Here is a 16,042-nt window from a genome sequence, read left to right as displayed (position 1 = left end):
AGGCGGCTATTTCACCAAATCTGAAAGTCTTTTTCAGAGTTTCCCTAGGGAGGCCAGTATGCAAACGCTAATCCGCGTGGCGACGCAGGACGATGTCGATACGCTCTTCGTCATTCGCACCTCGGTGGTGCAAAACCATTTGAGTGTCGAGCAGATGGCCGACCTGGGCATTACGCCCCAGGTGCTGGCCGACAGTATTCGCGCAGCGCCCTGCGTTTGGATCGCCGAGGTGAATGACCAGCCTGCCGCCTTTGCCATGGTCGACCTGGCCGAAGGCGAGGTGTTCGCGATGTTCGTGCGGCCGACTTTCGAGAACCTGGGCCTGGGCCGTCAACTGATGGCGGTGGCCGAGGCTGCGCTGTTTGAACACCATGATCGGTTGTTCCTGATCACCGACGGCCGCGACGGAATCCGTGCCAACGGGTTTTATCAGCGGCTGGGGTGGAGCGTGGTCGGTCCAGTAGACGGCGATGATGTGCGTTACGAGAAGAGCAGGGCGCAGTAACGTCATGAACCCACCCGAGCCGCCGTCCAACAGCTTTCGCTACTTCGTGCTCGTCGTGCTCTGCGCTGCAGTACTGCTGGGGTTCTATTTTGTGCGGCTCAACGCCGAGGTTGACCGCGAGCGGGAAGCCGCCAACCAACGCCTGGCACTGTGCAGGCAGGTGGAAAGTGTAGGGCGCTCGGTACTGCCCAATAGCCTTGAAACCCAGGAAGCCTGCAAACAATTGAATGAGCGTATATCCAAAAGTGTGACGCCGCGTTAATCCAATAACCCTTTTTTATAAGTGGAAATAATCTCGGTAGTTGCACCAAAAAGTGGCACTCATAGACCGCGCTACCTTAAAAAATGTGTGGTTATTGAATGACTTACAGCACTTTTAATCCGACGAAAGGATTAAAATAATCTTGTTACAGGTTTTTACAGTCGTTACTATAGCCGGGCGTTCACCTCCCACGGTTTATGCATTTTTAAATCCCAAGTTTCCATCAGCTACTTGGGATTTTTTTTGCCTGCGATTTGACCTTCGCGTCACACTTCACCGTCAGCGAACTCCGCGCGCATCCGCCCATTGCGTTTGGCTTGATACAACAACTTGTCGACCTCCTCGACAAACCCCAGCATCGGGCTGTCGGGTTTCACGATGCGCGTACCGACGCCCAGGCTCAGGGTCAGCAGGTTCGACACCGCCGAAAAACCATGCTCGATCTGCTGCTGGCGGATCAGGTGCAGGCAGCGCTGCGCCACTTGCCGGGCGGACGCCGCATCGGTTTCCGGCAACAACCACACAAACTCTTCGCCGCCAATACGCGCAATGAAATCCCTCGGACGGTTGGCCGCCTGGGACAGGGTGTTCGCCACCTGACGCAGGCATTCATCGCCCTTGATATGGCCGTAGTGGTCGTTGTACTGCTTGAAAAAATCGATATCCAGAATGATCAACGACAGCGGTAACTGGCTGCGCTGGGCGCTGGCCCATTCGCGCTCCAGCACAGTGTCAAACATGCGCCGGTTGGCGATGCCGGTCAGGCCATCCTGGTAGGAATATTCCTCGAGTTGTTTTTGCAGGCGCACCAGGTGCTCTTCGGTCTTCTTGCGTTCGCTGATATCGAACATGAACCCGATCAGTGCTTCGACCTCGCCGTCCTTGCGCACCACATGCACCACGTCGCGAATCCACACGTAGTCGCCGTTCACCGTCAGCGCGCGGTAGTCCGCTTCGTGGTCAACTCCGGCGCGCGATTGCGACACGCAGAAATTCACCACGTATTCCCGATCATCCGGGTGCATGCGCTCGACCCAGTCGTCCACGCTCACCCAACTCTGCGGAGTCCAACCCAGCAAGGTCTCGATCTGCGGGCCGATGTAACTGAAGGTCATGCTCTGCCAATCGATGCGCCAAGGGATGGCCTTGGTCGACTCCAGCAAGGTCTTGTACACATCGCTGTCGGGCTGGCTCGGAGGGTCGATGCTCATGGTGGTTTGGCTCAAGATGATGGCGAAAAGCCAAGAGCGTCTTGTGATCGACGCTTCGAGTCAAGCCCTCGCCGGAGCAGCAGACGAGAGGTCGAAATGCGGGTTTTCTGGCGTCAGTGATTCGGCGTTTCCGGGGCGAAATGAGGCATGGCTAACACTTTTGCATTAATGCTTCCATGCCCTGTAGAACCTCATCTACTCTGTCTCCATCACAACACCTCGTGAGGCCCAGGGATGGGAACTTGTCATGATTTCAATCGTTGAATTCAACCGCATCATGGCCTCGGGTTTCCTGCCGCTGGCGTGCGATTGCACCTTGAACAGTGACGGCTCGCTACGCATCAACATCTTCGAGCCCGTGTCCGGCCGGGTCGACCTGCTGCTGACCGGTGTGTCCCCCGAAGGTTTGGACAGCATCCGTTCCATCTCAAACCTGATTGGCGAGTTGCGCACCGAAATCAAGGCCGGGCGCCGGGGGTTTGCGGCAGTCGGCTAGCTGTTGACGCTGCGGGTCGGCGTATCGAGCGCGCCGTAATAGCGCCAGCAGCAGTGGCGGTGTTCCGGCACGATCACGCAGCCGCTGAGGCTGGCGATCAGCAGTGCGGCAACCAGCAGGTAAAGTCGGCGGGACATGGTGTTTCCTCTTGGGTTGATCAGCGTTAATCCTTCAACGTTGCCACCGGCGTAAATCCGTCGCGAAGCTTTCAAACCTTTCATCAAGTGCCTTCCTCCCCTGGGCAATACTGCCTGCGACAATAATCTGCGCGTCCTGCGACGGATTTTTCGACACGCCCCGTTCAACCCATCAGCAACCGGCACTTTCGCCCGTCGCTTGAAGGAGTTGCCATGAGACCCCTGGCCACATTGCGCTTTGCCTTGCTTGCTCCGCTGGCCCTTGCCGCGTTTGTCAGCACCCCGGTGTTTGCCCAGACCGAAATCATCATCCGCCAGGCGCCGCCACCGGAGCGCGTGGAAATGGTCCCCGTGGAGCGGCCCGGTTACGCCTGGGACCGAGGCCACTGGCGCTGGGAAGGGCGCGGTTATGGCTGGGTGCCGGGTCATTGGCAGCCGGTGATGCGCAATGCACGTTGGGAGCCCGGCCATTGGGAAGCGCACGGTCCAAATTGGTACTGGCGCGAAGGGCATTGGATCCGCTGACCGAGAATTGCCCGATTGAACGACACTGATCCGGACGTTGAACTGCTGGCACGTATCGGCAACAACGAACCTGCGGCCGTCAACGAAATGGTGACGCGCAAACTGCCGCGTCTGCTGGCACTCGCCAGCCGGATCCTGGGGGATGCCGACGAAGCCAAGGACGTGGCCCAGGAAAGTTTCCTGCGTATCTGGCGCCAGGCATCCACCTGGCGCAGTGGCGAGGCGCGTTTCGACACGTGGCTGCACCGCGTGGCACTCAACCTGTGCCATGACCGCTTGCGTCGGCGCAAGGAGCGGCCTTTGAACGAGGAGGCGGCGCTGGAGCTGGCAGACAGCGCACCGCCTCTGGATGAACAATTGGAAAGCACCGAGCGCAGCGCGCGCATGGCCGCCGCACTGGCCGCTTTGCCCGAGCGCCAGCGCGAGGCGATTGTGTTGCAGTACTACCAGGAGCTGTCGAACATCGACGCCGCGGCCCTGATGAATATCAGCGTCGAGGCACTGGAGAGCCTGCTGTCGCGGGCCCGACGCCAGTTGCGCCGCCAACTTGCCGATACACCCGGGCTCGCCCGCCCAGGAAGGGGAACATCATGACACCCGAACGATTTGCTTATCTGGCTGACGCCTATGGCGCCGACCTGCATCGTTGGCCGCTGGCTGAGCGCGGGGCGGCTAAGGCGCTGCTCGATAGCGGCAATCCCAGTGCCCGTGAAGCGTTGGATCAGGCCGGTTGGCTCGACGCCCAGCTGGACAGTCATCAACTGGCATTTACCGACCCGGCGCTGACCCGACAGATCCGTGAGTCGGCGCCGCGCCGTAGGTCGTTCTGGTCGCGTTATGCCGGCTGGCTGTCACCGGCGGGGCTGGTGGGGGTGGGCATTGCCGGTGTCGTCACCGGCATGCTGGTGGCGTCCATGAGCGTGCCGCTGCCGATGGTGTCTGCCGAAGTGTTGCCCAGCGTGTTTGACCAGGGCGATGCGCAAGTCATCTTTACCGTCAACGCTGAGGAAACCGAGCAATGAGCGCCCAATCTCTTAAACCGTGGTTGCTGGTCTCGGTGTTGCTCAATGTGTTTTTGATTGGCGGGGTAGGTGGGGGGGTGTATCACTGGATGGCGAGTGCAAAGCCTGTGGAGGCGGTGGTCAATCAGCATGGGTTGCGCCAGGCGATGGTCAAGTTGCCGCCGGAGCGGCGGCGGGAGTTGCGTCAGTTGTTGCGCCATAACCGTGCCGACAGCCAGCCGCTGGTGATGGCGGGGCGGGAGGCGCGGTTGGGGGTGATCAAGCAGTTGGAGGCGCCGACCTTGGATCGGGATGTGTTGGTGGCGGAGTTGGCCAAGGCGCGGGAGGCGGATATGGCGCTGCGGGCGTTGGTGGATTCGACCTTGGCGCAGTTTGCCGGTACGTTGCCTCGGGAGGAGCGACAGAAGCTGGTGGAGGCGTTGTATTTGCGGGGGCAGGCGGGTGGGGTTAAGCCTCGGTCTTGATTTTGTGGCGAGGGAGCTTGCTCCCGTGGCGGCCTTCAGGTTGGCCTCGGGGGGGAGGGGCTGGTTGAGTACATATCCGTTATTTGGGTGATGGCGGGTATGGGTTCCGCCCTTACGGCGGCTCACTTTGGAAAAGCCGGAATGCCGGCCCAGCCCAAAGTAAGCAAAGGGCTCTTGCCCCAACACTCGGCACCTCGCTCACGCTCGGTGTGCCCGTAATCCGACAGTGATTTGGGGGGCCGCCGCCACGCGCCATTCATGGCGCGGGGCGGCTAAACCGGTATCCCTGCCGGTTTACCCCCCAAATCCCTGTCGAATTCCGGCCAGCGTGTTTGACGGGGCGCCTGAGATCAAAAGCAAGAGCACGGCGGCCTGGTAGCCGACCTGAGTGGTTGGATCAAAAGCAGGTAGGTGTAGGAACTGGCTTGCCGGGTCGCCGCATCGCTGCGATGCAGACGCCTCGGTGCTACGGTTAGGAAGGGCTCTAATGCTTTCATGTGGTGAGCGGGCTTGTCCCGCGCTGGGCTGCGCAGCAGCCCCAAACGGCTACCTTATTCTGCCTGAAGGAACTCGGAGAAATTACTGAGCCGCTTCGCAGGCCAGCCCTGCCGGTGCGACGATTCGACAAGCCCGCCCACCACAACAACCATTCAACGCGGCTGCATACACTCCACCGCCCGATCCACCATGGCTCGCGCCATATCCACCAAATGCAGCACTGAAATCACCAGTGTCTGTTCCGTCCCCTCTAACCGCTCACCAGCCTCTTGCGCAGTCGCTGACGCACAGCGCAGCAAGCTACTGGTGTGGACCAATGCACTTTCAAAGCTGGTTTCAGGGTCAACGGTAAACAGCATCGGTTCTACCGTATCGGGCGCTGGGGCAGGGGAGAGATAGTGGTCCAATGCGCGTTTGTACGCGGCGTATTTCTGCGCCTGAGCGCTGGAAGAATCAGAAAACGTGAACGGCGGATCGGGAATGACTTTATCCATCGTGAAGCACCTCTAGTCGGTTAGAGGCCGTCACCATCGCTGCTAAACGATCAAAGGGTGGCGGCCGAGCGCAGGTTAGCAGAACCGGAGACTAGTACCCGGCGCACCCGAAGGTGCCCTGCGCACGGCCACCATAAAGCGTCGTGGCGAAAAAAAGCGCCCCGTCAAAAGGTGGCGCTTTGCGCCTAGTCATCGGCGGGCTGCTAAACCCGGTCACTGAATTGGCAGTGACGGCCGAAGACTAGCTAGCGGATTCGCGAGGCGCAAGCCCGCGCGATTTTCTCGGAAACGTCCTGCGAGGGAAAGAGAAATTTAACCGCTTAGGAAAGGAGAACTCACTGATTTCTACCATCGATCTGTGAAAGATGTTTGACACGTTCAGTACGTCGAACCGGAGAAATACTTGGCGCGTAGCACGTGATGATGGTAAAACGCTATCATTGCATGCAATGTACTTATATTTTGATTTTTAAGTTTGATCAGTTGGGAGATATCATGGAGTTTGATTTAACTAAGCCTTTTGCAGGTTTAAGCGCCCATGGAGTGTCCGCTCTAGAGGGGTTGAAAATGCCGGAGATGAAACACGCCTATTTCAATAATAAGAACTTGACATTAGATGGTTGGAGGATGGTTGGGTGTAAGTTTGAGAAATGTACTCTTAATGTTTCCTCATCTTACTTTATTATTGAACGTTGCTTTGTTGATTCTGACACCATCGTAGTTTGGATGGAACAGTCGATTAAGTTGGTTCAGCTGTTTCATATGCGAAATGATCATATGAGGAATACGAAGCCGGAATTTTCAGCGATTAAGCATCCTGATGGTAGTTATTCAATTGGGGTTTAGGCGGATGGTCAATGTTTCTGGCAGTGTCGAAGCAAAGATAAAGGTCTCGCCTCTTAGGAGTCAAATACAGGTTTTTGTATATGCCATTGCTGCGATAGTTTTCGCTTCGCTAGGATGTTTCTTTCTTTGGCATGAAAAAGTATTCTGGTGGGTACCGTTCTTGGTTTCGGTAATTTTTTTGGTTGTGGGCTTGATCTGTTTTTTTGTCTCCTACAAAAGTACCGAGATGTATAATGCTGTGCCCACCGAAGTTATAGTTACAAATCAGCACGTCAAGATCTCCGCGGACCCCAGGATTCCTCAGCATAGAGAGTTTTTTCAGAGTATTGCCAGTGTATTTACTGCTTTGTCAAACCAGAAGCCGCTCCCGCAGCCAGATGCATTAGTGGATGAGTTAGGTAATGTATTACCGGGGACGGAAAAGCAAGCGCGTGCTTCTGTTGACGAAGCAAATCGCCAAGCGTCAAACCTTGTGAAGGACACATTGCGTACCTTTGTTCCGTTAGGAGTGGCGCAATCAACCGAGAGAGACTGTATTATCAGTGATGAGGCGCAAGGTAATGTCAGTAGTATAAGTTGAATGATAGATAGTGTTTGAGATCTTTAATTTTTAATATGGATGTTGATATCGTGATTGACTTGTTGTCGGGGGTTGCTCGATTATTTTTTAGCTGGATGTTCAGCTTTTTAGTTATTGCTGGCGTTTTGTGTATTTATTTCCTCTTTTTCGATTTTCTAATTTCCGAAATTCCTATTCGCGAGCTTCCTGAGCTTATTCGGAAAGGCGAATTTGGAGATAGCTTCGGTACATTAAATGCGTTGTTCTCAGGGCTGGCGTTCTCTGGTGTTTTGATTACCCTGCTTCTTCAGCGGCGAGACCTGTATGAAGCTAGGAGTCAAGGAGCGCAGCAGCAAATCGAGTCTCAGTTTTACAACATGCTTGCGCTTCAACAAGGCGTTCTCAACGGTTTTGATGTAAAGCGCAACGCAGTTGTTCTCGCAACTGGGAGAGACTGTTTTAAGAAATGGTACCGTGTTTTTGAGTCGGAATATCGAAGAGTTCCTCCAGGGTATTCGGGACGGTTGGATGAGGCATATGAGATAATGTGGCTTAAGTTTCAGGGTGATTTGAGTTTGTATTTCAGAAGTTTGTATTCGGTATTTAAGTTTATATCGGAGTCGGAATATAAAAACAAAAAGCGTCTTGGTAATATTGCTAGATCGCTACTGTCTGACTTCGAACTTGTGGTTCTGTTTTATGGTTGTTTGGATGAGAGAGGTAAGAAGTTTCAAGCTTATATTTGTGAGTTTGAGATATTTGATAACTTGGATGTTGATATGTTAGTCGGTTATCAAGAGTTACATCGTCTACCCGTGCGTGCTTATGGAGCAAATAAGTTGATTCTTGCAATCTTGAAGGGGTTGTGATTTTCAGGTTTTTTAGTTGATAGGTTTTGTTGGTGTGTCGAAGGGTTTATCAAGGCTGGGCGAGGAGTTCACGCTTTTTAGCTCTTGAATTTTCACTTGTAATTTTTATCGTGAGTTTTAAGTTGTTATGCCTTTGTGGTAGGTTTTTTGTGAGGGTGTTAACAATTAGGTTTCTAAGAGTGAGCTGTGGCTATTCTTTGTCGTTTTTAAATGGTTTGCTGCTTGGTTTTTCAGTCGGATGCCTCACGTTTTTTTTGAGATATTTTTATGAGATATTATTTTGCGATGAGTGATTGAGCGGCTTAGTTGTTTTGATTGGGTCGAAGGTTTACCTATTCATAACTAACCAATAGCTTCAATGCTGTTTCTTGCCCACCAACACTTCCTGCTCCCGCCCCGCACTGTTCACATTCACCGTACGAGCGAAGCTCACGCCACCCTCCTTGAATTCACACACCACCCGATCCCGAAACGCCGTCTGCGGATAGATCCAGGTCATTTCCAATGTGGTCTCATCCAACCAACGCGCACCTGCCACGATCTGTGCGTTGTTGAATTCATACCCATGGTGCAACGCACGGCCAGGCATGCTGGTGAGGCCGTTGAGCCAATGGTCGATGCCGACCTGCACGCGGTGAGTCGTCTGGCTGTCGGTCAGTTCGAAGGTCAGCACATCACCGGCAAACTCAAACGATAACTGACGCACGCCGAGTCCGTTCTCAGCCATGGCAAACACGCGCTTCGAGTCCTCGGGCGCCGTACAGTTCGAGATCAGCGAAGGCCGCTCAGCCATACTCGCTAACCGCTGCTCCAATCTTGCATCCGCCTCGGGCTTCACGCTGCGATCCTCACCCAATACCGCCGGAAAATGCCGCTCGATAGAGGGCACGATTTCCGCCGAATTTTTCATCCCGCCCACCAGCACCAAGGTTGCGTTGTGCTCGCGGTACACCGCTGCCATCTGCACAAACACCCCCAACGCACTGAACGCCGGGCGCGGCTTCATCATCCAGTGGTAGCCGTAACGGCTGTCCGGCCCGCCTTGGGGTTGGGTGGCGGCGCGGACCCAGGCGGCCGGCAGTATTTGCTGCCCATTCCAGAGCCCGTCCTGGGCGTGCAGCACTGCCAGTTTCAGCGCCGCCGACACGGGGGCGGTGAGGCCATTGCCGCCAGGGTTCACGCCGTCGGGGCCGATGTCCCAGGTTTCGTTGTGAATATCCAGGGGGATGAACAGGCGCGGCTTGAGGTAGTCGTGCAAGGTTTGCCCGGTGACGCGGTTGATCAGCGCCGAAAGCATGTAGCTGGCAGCGCTGGTGTAGACATATTCGGTGCCGGGCGCGTAGGCCAAAGGGATCTTGAAGAACTCAGCGATCCAGCTGGTGCTGATGCCGCGCCACACGGAGCCGGAGGTGTTGCTGACGTGGCCGGTGCGCATGGTCAGCAGGTGTTCGACGGTCATGTCGGCCAGGCGTGGGGCGGCGTCGGCGGGCACTTCGTCGGGGAAGTAGGTGACCAGGCGATCATCCAGCTTGAGAAAGCCTTCTTCGATGGCCAGGCCGATGGCGCAACCGGTGAAGCTCTTGGCCATGGAGTGCAGCACGCGGGGTTCGTTGGGGTCCACCGGCCAGGTCCAGCCTTCGGCAACGACGTGGCCGTGGCGGTGCAACATGAAGCCGTGCAGGTCGAGGCCGGCGGCCTTGACCTCGTCGAGAAACGCGATCAGGCGGTCGGGGTCAACGCCAACACTGCTGGCGCTGGCGCGGGGTAAACCATCGTAGGAGGTCAGGGGCATGGAAACGCTCGGCAAAAGGGTGGATCAACGGCTGCGGTGCACCAGCCGGGAATAGGAAATCAGCATGCTGGTGAGTTCCTGGCTGACCCCGGTGAGAGGCGCGGAACGGCGGCTGATCAGGCACACATCACGGGGCGCGAGGGGTTCTTCGATGGCGATGGTAGTCAGTGCGCTGGAGAACAGCTTCATCCCCGGCAGCATGCGCGGCTCGATGGTCAGGTAGTCGGTTTCCGAGACGATGTGCAGGGTTTCCAGCAGCGAGTCGGTGGTGATGGCGATCTTCGGCGGCGCCAGGCCCTGGGTGCGGAACAGCTGGACCAGGCGGTTTTCCGCGCCGCCGATTACGCCGGTGGAGCGCACGCTGATCCATTGGCAGTCCACCAGCTCCTGCACCGACTTGGCCTGGGCCAACGGGTGGCCTTTACGCGCAATGATGCCCGCGCTGGAGCTGTAGAGACGGTCGATGGACAGGTCGATATCGGTGACGTTCGGCGCCAACGGGCACAGCACGAAATCCAGGCGTCCATCGCGGACTTTTTCCACCAGGCCCTTGGTGGTGCCGCTGGCCACATGCACTTGGATGCGCTGGAAGCGCTGGGTGAAATTGCTCAGCACCGGCACCAGCAGTTCGGCCAGCGGTTCGGAGGTCACGCCCAGGTCGATATGGCCTTCGGGCTCGCCTTTCCACGGTTGCAGGTCGAGCAGGGCGCGTTCGCAGTCGAGGGTGATGGAGCGGGCGCGTACCAGGAACACTTCACCGGCCGAGGTCAGGTTGATGCCTTGGTTCGAGCGTTGCAGCAGCACCACACCGAGTTCTTTTTCCAGGGTCTGGATTGACTGGGTCAGGGTGCTTTGCGCCACGTCCAATTGGCGTGCGGCAGAGCGAAAGCTGCCTTTTTCGACCACGGCACAGAACGCACGAAGATGGGTGAGAGTCATGAAGGACTGCCTCAGGTTTCAGCATTTAAACCATTGAATGCCCGCCAGCTTATCTGATGGCTACAGGTGCGCACAGATCGGTTTGTCCGATCAGGTTCATTATTTTTGAACGCATGCAAACGGCTCCAGGCCCTGATTTTTCGGTAGGCTGGAGGCAAGTCAGGACAGGCTGGGCAGGTGATCGGAAAAGCCGAGCCTGATCACTTGGAGCGTTCTTCTCAAGCTTGCTGCGTGAAGAATAAGATCGGTCCAGGAACATTCGCCAACCGTGAAGGCGACTAAAACAACAACAACTCTCCAGGTGTTCGGCCGTGCCTCTTTTTGGGTCCTGCCAGCGTCCGAACCCCATGCGTAAGGAACATTTAAGGTGCAGTTATCCATGAACAAGACTCTTATCCTGGCAGGCGCCTTGTCTGCGGCGCTGGTGGGCACTGCCCACGCTGAAAGTGTATTGAAGGTCGCGCTCAACGCTGACATCCGCAGCACCGACCCGGGTGTGAACCGCGACACCAACTCCGACGCCGTGATCATGCACATCACCGAGGGGCTGGTAGCCTTCCGCGAAGATGCCACCGTTGGCCCGCTGCTGGCTAAGGACGTGCAGGTGTCCGACGACGGCTTGCGCTACACCTTTCACCTGCGCGACGGGGTGAAGTTCCAGAATGGCAAGGCGTTGACGTCTGCTGACGTGCTGTGGACCTGGAAGCGCTTCCTCGATCCCAAGACCCAATGGCGCTGCGCCCCAGAATTCGATGGGCATGGCGGCGCCAAGATCGTCGACATGAGCGCCCCGGATCCCCTCACCGTGGTGTTCACCCTCGACAAGCCCAACGGCTTGTTCCTGACCAGCACTGCACTGCCTGAATGTGGCGGTAGCGGCATCCTGTCTGCCGATTCGCTTAACGCCGACGGCAGCTGGAGAGCCCCAGTCGGCACCGGCCCATTCCAGCTGGGTGAGTGGAAGCCCGGCCAATACGTCGAGCTGCTGCGCAACCCCAACTACACCCCGCGCGACGAAACAGAGCCCGATGGCTACACCGGCAACAAATCCACCCGCCTGGACCGCGTGCGCCTGCTGGTAATCCCGGACCCGGCCGCCGCCAAAGCCGCGCTGTTGTCGAAAAACGTCGACCTACTGATTGATGTCACCCCGCTGGACGCCACAGAGCTGGCCGCCCATTCCGGCGTGCGCGTGACCTCCAGCGGCACCATGTCGGTCAATGCCTTGCTGTTCCAGACCCGCGACCCGCTGCTTAAAGATGTGCGTTTGCGCCAGGCCATCGCCCATGCCCTGGATTCGGCGCAAATCGTCGAGGCGCTCACCGGCGGTCGCTCCAAGGCCAACAACTCGATGGTCGCCAGCGGCAGCCATTACCACAGTGCCGTCGAAGACCAGGGCTTCACCTTCGACCCGGCCAAGACTGCGCAACTGCTGCGCGAAGCTGGCTACAAGGGCGAGCCGATCAAGCTGATCGTCAACAAACGCTACGCGGCGATCTTCGACATGGGCGTGTTCGTGCAGGCCATGGCCAAGGCCAGCGGCATCAACCTGGAGCTGGAAACCCTGGAGTGGGGCACGCAGTTGGAGCGCTACCAGAGCGGCAACTACCAGATGATGGCGTTCCCGTATTCCGAGCGCCTCGACCCGGCCTTGAGTTTCGACTCGATGACCGGCGACAAGGACAAGGAATCACGCAAGGTCTGGGACAACCCCCAGGCCCGCGAGTGGCTGCGTGAAGCCCAGCGCGAAGGTGACATCAGCAAGCGCCAGGCGCTGTTCGATCAACTGCACCAGCAGATGATCAAGGACGTGCCGATGATCCCGATGTACAACGGCAACGCGATTGCCGCCAGCCGTGACTACGTCAAGGGCCTGCGCACCTGGCCGGTGTCCAAGCCGCGCTTGTGGACCGTCAGCGTCCCCGCCGCCGGGAGTAATTGAGGATGTTCCGTTTTATCTCCCAACGCCTGGCGATGTCGGTGCCGACCTTGCTGCTGATCTCGCTGATGGTGTTCGCGATCATCCGCCTGGTGCCCGGTGACCCGGCCCTGCTGATGCTTGGCGACATGGCCGACGCCCACAGCCTGGAGGTGGCGCGTGCGTCGCTGGGGCTGGACCAGCCGCTGCCGGTGCAGTTTGTGATCTGGCTCAAGGCGGTGCTCAGCGGTGACCTTGGGCATTCGATCACCACCAATGAGGCGGTGTTGCCGCTGATCCTGGATCGGTTCCAGATGAGTGCCGGGATTGTCTTGGTGTCGGTGTTGTTGGCGGCCTTGATTGCGGTGCCGGCGGGCTTGCTGTCGGCGTGGAAGCAGGACAGTGCGCTGGACTTCGGCGTGGTGTCGACGGCGACGCTGTTGCTGTCGATCCCCAGTTTCTGGCTTGGCTTGCTGTTGCTGTATGCCTTCGGCATCAAGCTCGGCTGGTTGCCGGTGGTGGGTTATGTGTCGTTCGGCCAATCGCCGTGGCAGGCCTTGAGTTTTATCGTGCTGCCGATTGTCACCCTGACCTTGGTTGAACTGGGTGCGATCACGCGGATGGCACGGGCCAGTGCCATCGAAGTGCTGCGCCTGGAGTACATCACCCATGCCCGCGCCAAGGGCCTGTCGGAGCGGGCGGTGTTGTGGCGCCATGCGTTGCGCAACTCGTTTGCACCGACCTTGACCCTGATCGGCCTGATCCTTGGCAACCTGCTCAGCGGCATCGCTGTGCTGGAAACCGTGTTCACCCTGCCGGGTATCGGCCGCCTGATGGTCGACGCCATCTACGCCCGGGACTACCCGGTGCTGCAAGGCTGCCTGCTGCTGGTGACCTTTGTCTATGTGCTGGTCAACCTGTTGGTGGACCTGCTGTACCCGCTCTTCGACCCCAGGGTTAAGTTATGAATAAGCCACTGCCTGTTGCACCCGAGGTGCTATTGCCCGCACCGGTGCGTGCCCCCAGGGCCTGGCGCGTGCCGCCGTTGAACGCGCTGATCGGTGCGTTCCTGTTGAGCTTGCTGTTGATCATGGCCGCGCTCGGCCTGGTGTGGACGCCCCATGACCCGCTGGCGCTGAACCTGCTGGCACGTTTGCAGGCGCCGACCGCCGCGCACTGGCTGGGCACTGATGAATACGGCCGCGATGTGTTGAGCCGCCTGATGATCGGCGCGCACACCAGCCTGTGGGTGAGTGTGCTGACGGTGAGCATGGCGATCATCGCCGGAACCTTTCTCGGCTTGCTCGCCGGTTTCCTGCGCGGCTGGGTCGACCGTGGCCTGATGATGGTCAATGACGCGTTGCTGGCGTTCCCCGGCATCCTGTTGGCCCTGGGCCTGATGGCGATCATCGGCCCGAGCCTGTATGGCATCGTCTTTGCCCTGAGCCTGGCCTATACGCCGTCGGTGGTGCGGGTGGTGCGCGGCACCGTGCTGTCGCTGCGGGAGAAGGAGTTCGTCGAAGCCTCTCGGGTGATTGGTAACTCGGAGCTGTACACCATGCTGCGTCACATCGCGCCGAACTGCGTCGCGCCGGTGTGCGTGCTGGCCACCAGCATGTTCGGCTGGGCGATCCTTGCCGAGAGTTCGTTGAGTTTCCTCGGCCTGGGCGTACCGCCACCGGCGGCGACCTGGGGCAACATGCTCGCGGCCAGTCGGCCGTACATCGCCACGGCCAGTTGGCTGGGGTTGTTTCCCGGTGTGTGCATCGCCATGGCGTTGCTGGCGTTCAATCTGTGCGGCGACGCCTTGCGTGACCGCCTTGATCCACGGATGAGTAAATGAGCATGACTGACGTATTACTGGCAGTCGATCACCTGAAAATCCGCATCGGCGCCCACGGCCCGCTGGCGGTCAATGACCTGAGCTTCACCATCGCTCCCGGCGAAATCGTCGCCTTGGTGGGCGAGTCCGGCAGCGGCAAGACCATGGCCGCCCGCGCCGCCATAGGCCTGTTGCCGCCACCGCTGGAACACTGCGGCGGCCAGGTGCGCTTCCAGGGCCATGACCTCAACAGCCTCAAGCCCGAGCAACTGCGCGAGCTGCGCGGGGCCAAGATCGGCATGGTGTTCCAGGAACCCATGGTGTCGCTGAATCCGTCCATGAGCATCGGCGAGCAAATGGCCGAGGGCCTGCGCCTGCACACCAAACTGACGGAAGCGCAGATCCGCGAACGCAGCGTGGAGATGCTCGGCCATATCGGCATCAACGACGCCGAACGCTGCCTGAGCGCGTTCCCCCACGAGTTCTCCGGTGGCATGCGCCAGCGCATCATGCTTGCCTCGGTGATGCTGCTGCGCCCGGCGCTGCTGATTGCTGACGAACCCACCACCGCGCTGGATTGCCTGGCGCAATTGGACGTGTTGAAGCTGATGCTCGACCTCACTCGCGAGCAGGGTACGGCGATTCTGTTCATCAGCCATGACCTGTCCCTGGTGGCGCGCTACGCCCATAAGGTGGTGGTGATGCGTGAAGGCCGCGCAGTGGAGCAGGGCACCATCGAACAGATCCTGCTGGCGCCCAAGGCCGACTACACCCGGCAGTTGCTGGAAGCATTGCCGCGTCGCGGGGTACTGGCGGACTTGCCCCAGGCCGACGGCCCGCTGCTGACGGTCAAGGACGTGTGCATCGAGCATCCTGGCCCGCGCAGCCTGTGGGGCCGCACCGCGTTCAAACGCGTGGTGCATTCGGCCAACCTCACCATTGCACCGGGGGAGACCCTGGCGCTGGTGGGCGGCAGCGGTTCGGGCAAGACCACCCTTGGACGCGCCATTGTCGGCCTGAACAAAGCCTGTGCCGGTGCTATCGAGTTTGAAGGAGTGGACATTCTCAAGTCCGGCAACCGCGAACATCGCCTGCAATGCCAGATGATTTTCCAGGACCCGTACTCGTCCCTCGATCCGCGCATGAAAATCGGTGACATCCTCGCCGAACCGTTGCGCCATGTGCCCGACATGAGTGCCGAGCAGAAGCGTGAACGGGTCACCAAGACCTTGCTGGACATCGGTTTGGCCGAGCAGTTTGTCGACCGCTTCCCGCACCAGCTCTCCGGTGGCCAGCGCCAGCGTGTCGCGATTGGCCGCGCACTGGTGCGTCATCCTCGATTGGTGATTGCCGACGAGCCGATTTCGGCGTTGGACATGACCATCCAGAAGCAGATTCTGGAGCTGTTCGAACGCCTGCAGGCGCAATACGGCTTTGCCTGCCTGTTCATCTCCCACGACCTGGCGGCGGTGGAGCGCATCGCTCACCGGGTGGCGGTGATGAGCGAGGGCAGGGTGGTGGAAATGGGCGCCCGCGATGAAATTTTCGACCGCCCGCAACACCCTTACACCCGCAAGTTGCTGGCCGCTGCCAGCCCCTTGGAGAAGCTTGAAAACGGTGGCTACCGCATCCGCCAGGGCCCCGTACCGCTAGCGCTGTAACCCAGGACTGACTTTGCCCGCC

General features: G+C 58.6%; 19 protein-coding genes. 14 read left to right on the top strand and 5 right to left on the bottom strand.

From position 1 onward, the window contains the following. The first annotated feature begins 58 nt into the window (after window positions 1-58). Together H096_RS26510 and H096_RS26505 are read left to right on the top strand one after the other, a co-directional pair. Window positions 59-505, top strand: a complete 447-nt coding sequence (locus H096_RS26510) for a GNAT family N-acetyltransferase (RefSeq protein ID WP_033902312.1) — start codon at window positions 59-61, stop codon at window positions 503-505. A 4-nt stretch (window positions 506-509) separates the two neighbouring features. Next, window positions 510-767, top strand: coding sequence for a hypothetical protein (locus tag H096_RS26505; RefSeq protein WP_033902311.1), 258 nt, complete (start codon window positions 510-512; stop codon window positions 765-767). 266 nt (window positions 768-1,033) lie between these two features. Here the strand turns inward: H096_RS26505 and H096_RS26500 are convergent, their stop codons facing one another. Beyond that, complete coding sequence (locus H096_RS26500) at window positions 1,034-1,978, bottom strand: diguanylate cyclase (protein WP_033902310.1); 945 nt, start codon at window positions 1,976-1,978, stop codon at window positions 1,034-1,036. Window positions 1,979-2,225: 247 nt separating this feature from the next. Here H096_RS26500 and H096_RS26495 point away from each other — a divergent pair, with 247 nt between their 5' ends. Further along, on the top strand, window positions 2,226-2,474 hold the full coding sequence (locus tag H096_RS26495; RefSeq protein WP_033902309.1) for a DUF1652 domain-containing protein: 249 nt from the start codon (window positions 2,226-2,228) through the stop codon (window positions 2,472-2,474). Here the strand turns inward: H096_RS26495 and H096_RS34060 are convergent. Then, complete coding sequence (locus tag H096_RS34060; protein WP_156717532.1) at window positions 2,471-2,695, bottom strand: hypothetical protein; 225 nt, start codon at window positions 2,693-2,695, stop codon at window positions 2,471-2,473. The genes H096_RS26495 and H096_RS34060 overlap by 4 nt on opposite strands. 129 nt (window positions 2,696-2,824) lie before the next feature. Here H096_RS34060 and H096_RS26490 point away from each other — a divergent pair, with 129 nt between their 5' ends. The 4 genes from H096_RS26490 to H096_RS26475 are packed head-to-tail and all read left to right on the top strand — an operon-like array spanning window position 2,825 to window position 4,622. Then, on the top strand, window positions 2,825-3,136 hold the full coding sequence (locus tag H096_RS26490) for a YXWGXW repeat-containing protein (protein WP_028616441.1): 312 nt from the start codon (window positions 2,825-2,827) through the stop codon (window positions 3,134-3,136). Window positions 3,137-3,151: 15 nt separating this feature from the next. After that, window positions 3,152-3,730, top strand: coding sequence for an RNA polymerase sigma factor (locus tag H096_RS26485; RefSeq protein ID WP_033902308.1), 579 nt, complete (start codon window positions 3,152-3,154; stop codon window positions 3,728-3,730). Continuing rightward, on the top strand, window positions 3,727-4,158 hold the full coding sequence (locus H096_RS26480; RefSeq protein ID WP_033902307.1) for a hypothetical protein: 432 nt from the start codon (window positions 3,727-3,729) through the stop codon (window positions 4,156-4,158). Before H096_RS26485 ends, H096_RS26480 begins: the two co-directional genes overlap by 4 nt. Continuing rightward, window positions 4,155-4,622: a periplasmic heavy metal sensor gene (locus H096_RS26475; RefSeq protein WP_033902306.1), complete on the top strand. Its 468-nt coding sequence runs from the start codon at window positions 4,155-4,157 to the stop codon at window positions 4,620-4,622. Before H096_RS26480 ends, H096_RS26475 begins: the two co-directional genes overlap by 4 nt. A 650-nt stretch (window positions 4,623-5,272) precedes the next feature. On the opposite strand, the gene H096_RS34635 is transcribed toward H096_RS26475, so the two are convergent. Further along, complete coding sequence (locus H096_RS34635; protein ID WP_033902305.1) at window positions 5,273-5,614, bottom strand: DUF3077 domain-containing protein; 342 nt, start codon at window positions 5,612-5,614, stop codon at window positions 5,273-5,275. A gap of 495 nt (window positions 5,615-6,109) precedes the next feature. Between H096_RS34635 and H096_RS26465 the strand changes: the two genes are divergently transcribed. From H096_RS26465 to H096_RS26455, 3 genes are read left to right on the top strand one after another with little or no spacing between them, the layout of a single operon-like run. Continuing rightward, window positions 6,110-6,460 carry a hypothetical protein gene (locus H096_RS26465; RefSeq protein ID WP_156717531.1) on the top strand — a complete coding sequence of 117 codons (351 nt, stop codon included), beginning with the start codon at window positions 6,110-6,112 and terminating at the stop codon, window positions 6,458-6,460. Beyond that, on the top strand, window positions 6,435-7,040 hold the full coding sequence (locus tag H096_RS26460; protein ID WP_162240132.1) for a hypothetical protein: 606 nt from the start codon (window positions 6,435-6,437) through the stop codon (window positions 7,038-7,040). Before H096_RS26465 ends, H096_RS26460 begins: the two co-directional genes overlap by 26 nt. A gap of 50 nt (window positions 7,041-7,090) precedes the next feature. Next, window positions 7,091-7,888 carry a putative phage abortive infection protein gene (locus H096_RS26455; RefSeq protein ID WP_162240131.1) on the top strand — a complete coding sequence of 266 codons (798 nt, stop codon included), beginning with the start codon at window positions 7,091-7,093 and terminating at the stop codon, window positions 7,886-7,888. Between the two features lie 355 nt (window positions 7,889-8,243). Here the strand turns inward: H096_RS26455 and H096_RS26450 are convergent, their stop codons facing one another. Both H096_RS26450 and H096_RS26445 read right to left on the bottom strand, forming a co-directional pair. Then, on the bottom strand, window positions 8,244-9,680 hold the full coding sequence (locus H096_RS26450) for a serine hydrolase domain-containing protein (protein ID WP_033902301.1): 1,437 nt from the start codon (window positions 9,678-9,680) through the stop codon (window positions 8,244-8,246). A gap of 24 nt (window positions 9,681-9,704) precedes the next feature. Next, window positions 9,705-10,619: a LysR substrate-binding domain-containing protein gene (locus H096_RS26445; RefSeq protein ID WP_033902300.1), complete on the bottom strand. Its 915-nt coding sequence runs from the start codon at window positions 10,617-10,619 to the stop codon at window positions 9,705-9,707. 379 nt (window positions 10,620-10,998) lie between these two features. Here H096_RS26445 and H096_RS26440 point away from each other — a divergent pair, with 379 nt between their 5' ends. From H096_RS26440 to H096_RS26425, 4 genes are read left to right on the top strand one after another with little or no spacing between them, the layout of a single operon-like run. Continuing rightward, on the top strand, window positions 10,999-12,561 hold the full coding sequence (locus H096_RS26440) for an ABC transporter substrate-binding protein (protein WP_033902299.1): 1,563 nt from the start codon (window positions 10,999-11,001) through the stop codon (window positions 12,559-12,561). A 2-nt stretch (window positions 12,562-12,563) separates the two neighbouring features. Continuing rightward, the gene (locus H096_RS26435; RefSeq protein WP_033902298.1) at window positions 12,564-13,505 is read left to right on the top strand and encodes an ABC transporter permease; all 942 of its coding nucleotides are present in this window, start codon (window positions 12,564-12,566) and stop codon (window positions 13,503-13,505) included. Then, window positions 13,502-14,380, top strand: a complete 879-nt coding sequence (locus tag H096_RS26430; protein ID WP_082461867.1) for an ABC transporter permease — start codon at window positions 13,502-13,504, stop codon at window positions 14,378-14,380. Before H096_RS26435 ends, H096_RS26430 begins: the two co-directional genes overlap by 4 nt. Continuing rightward, window positions 14,377-16,020, top strand: coding sequence for an ABC transporter ATP-binding protein (locus H096_RS26425; protein ID WP_033902297.1), 1,644 nt, complete (start codon window positions 14,377-14,379; stop codon window positions 16,018-16,020). Before H096_RS26430 ends, H096_RS26425 begins: the two co-directional genes overlap by 4 nt. Window positions 16,021-16,042 lie beyond the last annotated feature (22 nt).

The sequence above is a fragment of the Pseudomonas sp. FH1 genome, assembly GCF_000510895.2.
In the GTDB taxonomy this organism is placed as follows: Bacteria; Pseudomonadota; Gammaproteobacteria; order Pseudomonadales; family Pseudomonadaceae; genus Aquipseudomonas; species Aquipseudomonas azotoformans_A.
The sequence above is the reverse complement of the archived record's forward strand: the minus strand, read 5'-3'. Positions and strand labels throughout refer to the sequence as shown.

What these genes read in the sequence shown, in the direction of transcription:
- H096_RS26435 (WP_033902298.1), top strand. Translation starts at nt 12,564, where the DNA reads ATGTTCCGTTTTATCTCCCAACGCCTGGCGATGTCGGTGCCGACCTTG.
- H096_RS34635 (WP_033902305.1), bottom strand. Translation starts at nt 5,614, where the DNA reads ATGGATAAAGTCATTCCCGATCCGCCGTTCACGTTTTCTGATTCTTCC.
- H096_RS34060 (WP_156717532.1), bottom strand. Translation starts at nt 2,695, where the DNA reads ATGAAAGGTTTGAAAGCTTCGCGACGGATTTACGCCGGTGGCAACGTT.
- H096_RS26430 (WP_082461867.1), top strand. Translation starts at nt 13,502, where the DNA reads ATGAATAAGCCACTGCCTGTTGCACCCGAGGTGCTATTGCCCGCACCG.
- H096_RS26425 (WP_033902297.1), top strand. Translation starts at nt 14,377, where the DNA reads ATGAGCATGACTGACGTATTACTGGCAGTCGATCACCTGAAAATCCGC.
- H096_RS26460 (WP_162240132.1), top strand. Translation starts at nt 6,435, where the DNA reads ATGGTAGTTATTCAATTGGGGTTTAGGCGGATGGTCAATGTTTCTGGC.
- H096_RS26505 (WP_033902311.1), top strand. Translation starts at nt 510, where the DNA reads ATGAACCCACCCGAGCCGCCGTCCAACAGCTTTCGCTACTTCGTGCTC.
- H096_RS26475 (WP_033902306.1), top strand. Translation starts at nt 4,155, where the DNA reads ATGAGCGCCCAATCTCTTAAACCGTGGTTGCTGGTCTCGGTGTTGCTC.
- H096_RS26440 (WP_033902299.1), top strand. Translation starts at nt 10,999, where the DNA reads ATGAACAAGACTCTTATCCTGGCAGGCGCCTTGTCTGCGGCGCTGGTG.
- H096_RS26450 (WP_033902301.1), bottom strand. Translation starts at nt 9,680, where the DNA reads ATGCCCCTGACCTCCTACGATGGTTTACCCCGCGCCAGCGCCAGCAGT.
- H096_RS26480 (WP_033902307.1), top strand. Translation starts at nt 3,727, where the DNA reads ATGACACCCGAACGATTTGCTTATCTGGCTGACGCCTATGGCGCCGAC.
- H096_RS26495 (WP_033902309.1), top strand. Translation starts at nt 2,226, where the DNA reads ATGATTTCAATCGTTGAATTCAACCGCATCATGGCCTCGGGTTTCCTG.
- H096_RS26500 (WP_033902310.1), bottom strand. Translation starts at nt 1,978, where the DNA reads ATGAGCATCGACCCTCCGAGCCAGCCCGACAGCGATGTGTACAAGACC.
- H096_RS26510 (WP_033902312.1), top strand. Translation starts at nt 59, where the DNA reads ATGCAAACGCTAATCCGCGTGGCGACGCAGGACGATGTCGATACGCTC.
- H096_RS26465 (WP_156717531.1), top strand. Translation starts at nt 6,110, where the DNA reads ATGGAGTTTGATTTAACTAAGCCTTTTGCAGGTTTAAGCGCCCATGGA.
- H096_RS26445 (WP_033902300.1), bottom strand. Translation starts at nt 10,619, where the DNA reads ATGACTCTCACCCATCTTCGTGCGTTCTGTGCCGTGGTCGAAAAAGGC.
- H096_RS26490 (WP_028616441.1), top strand. Translation starts at nt 2,825, where the DNA reads ATGAGACCCCTGGCCACATTGCGCTTTGCCTTGCTTGCTCCGCTGGCC.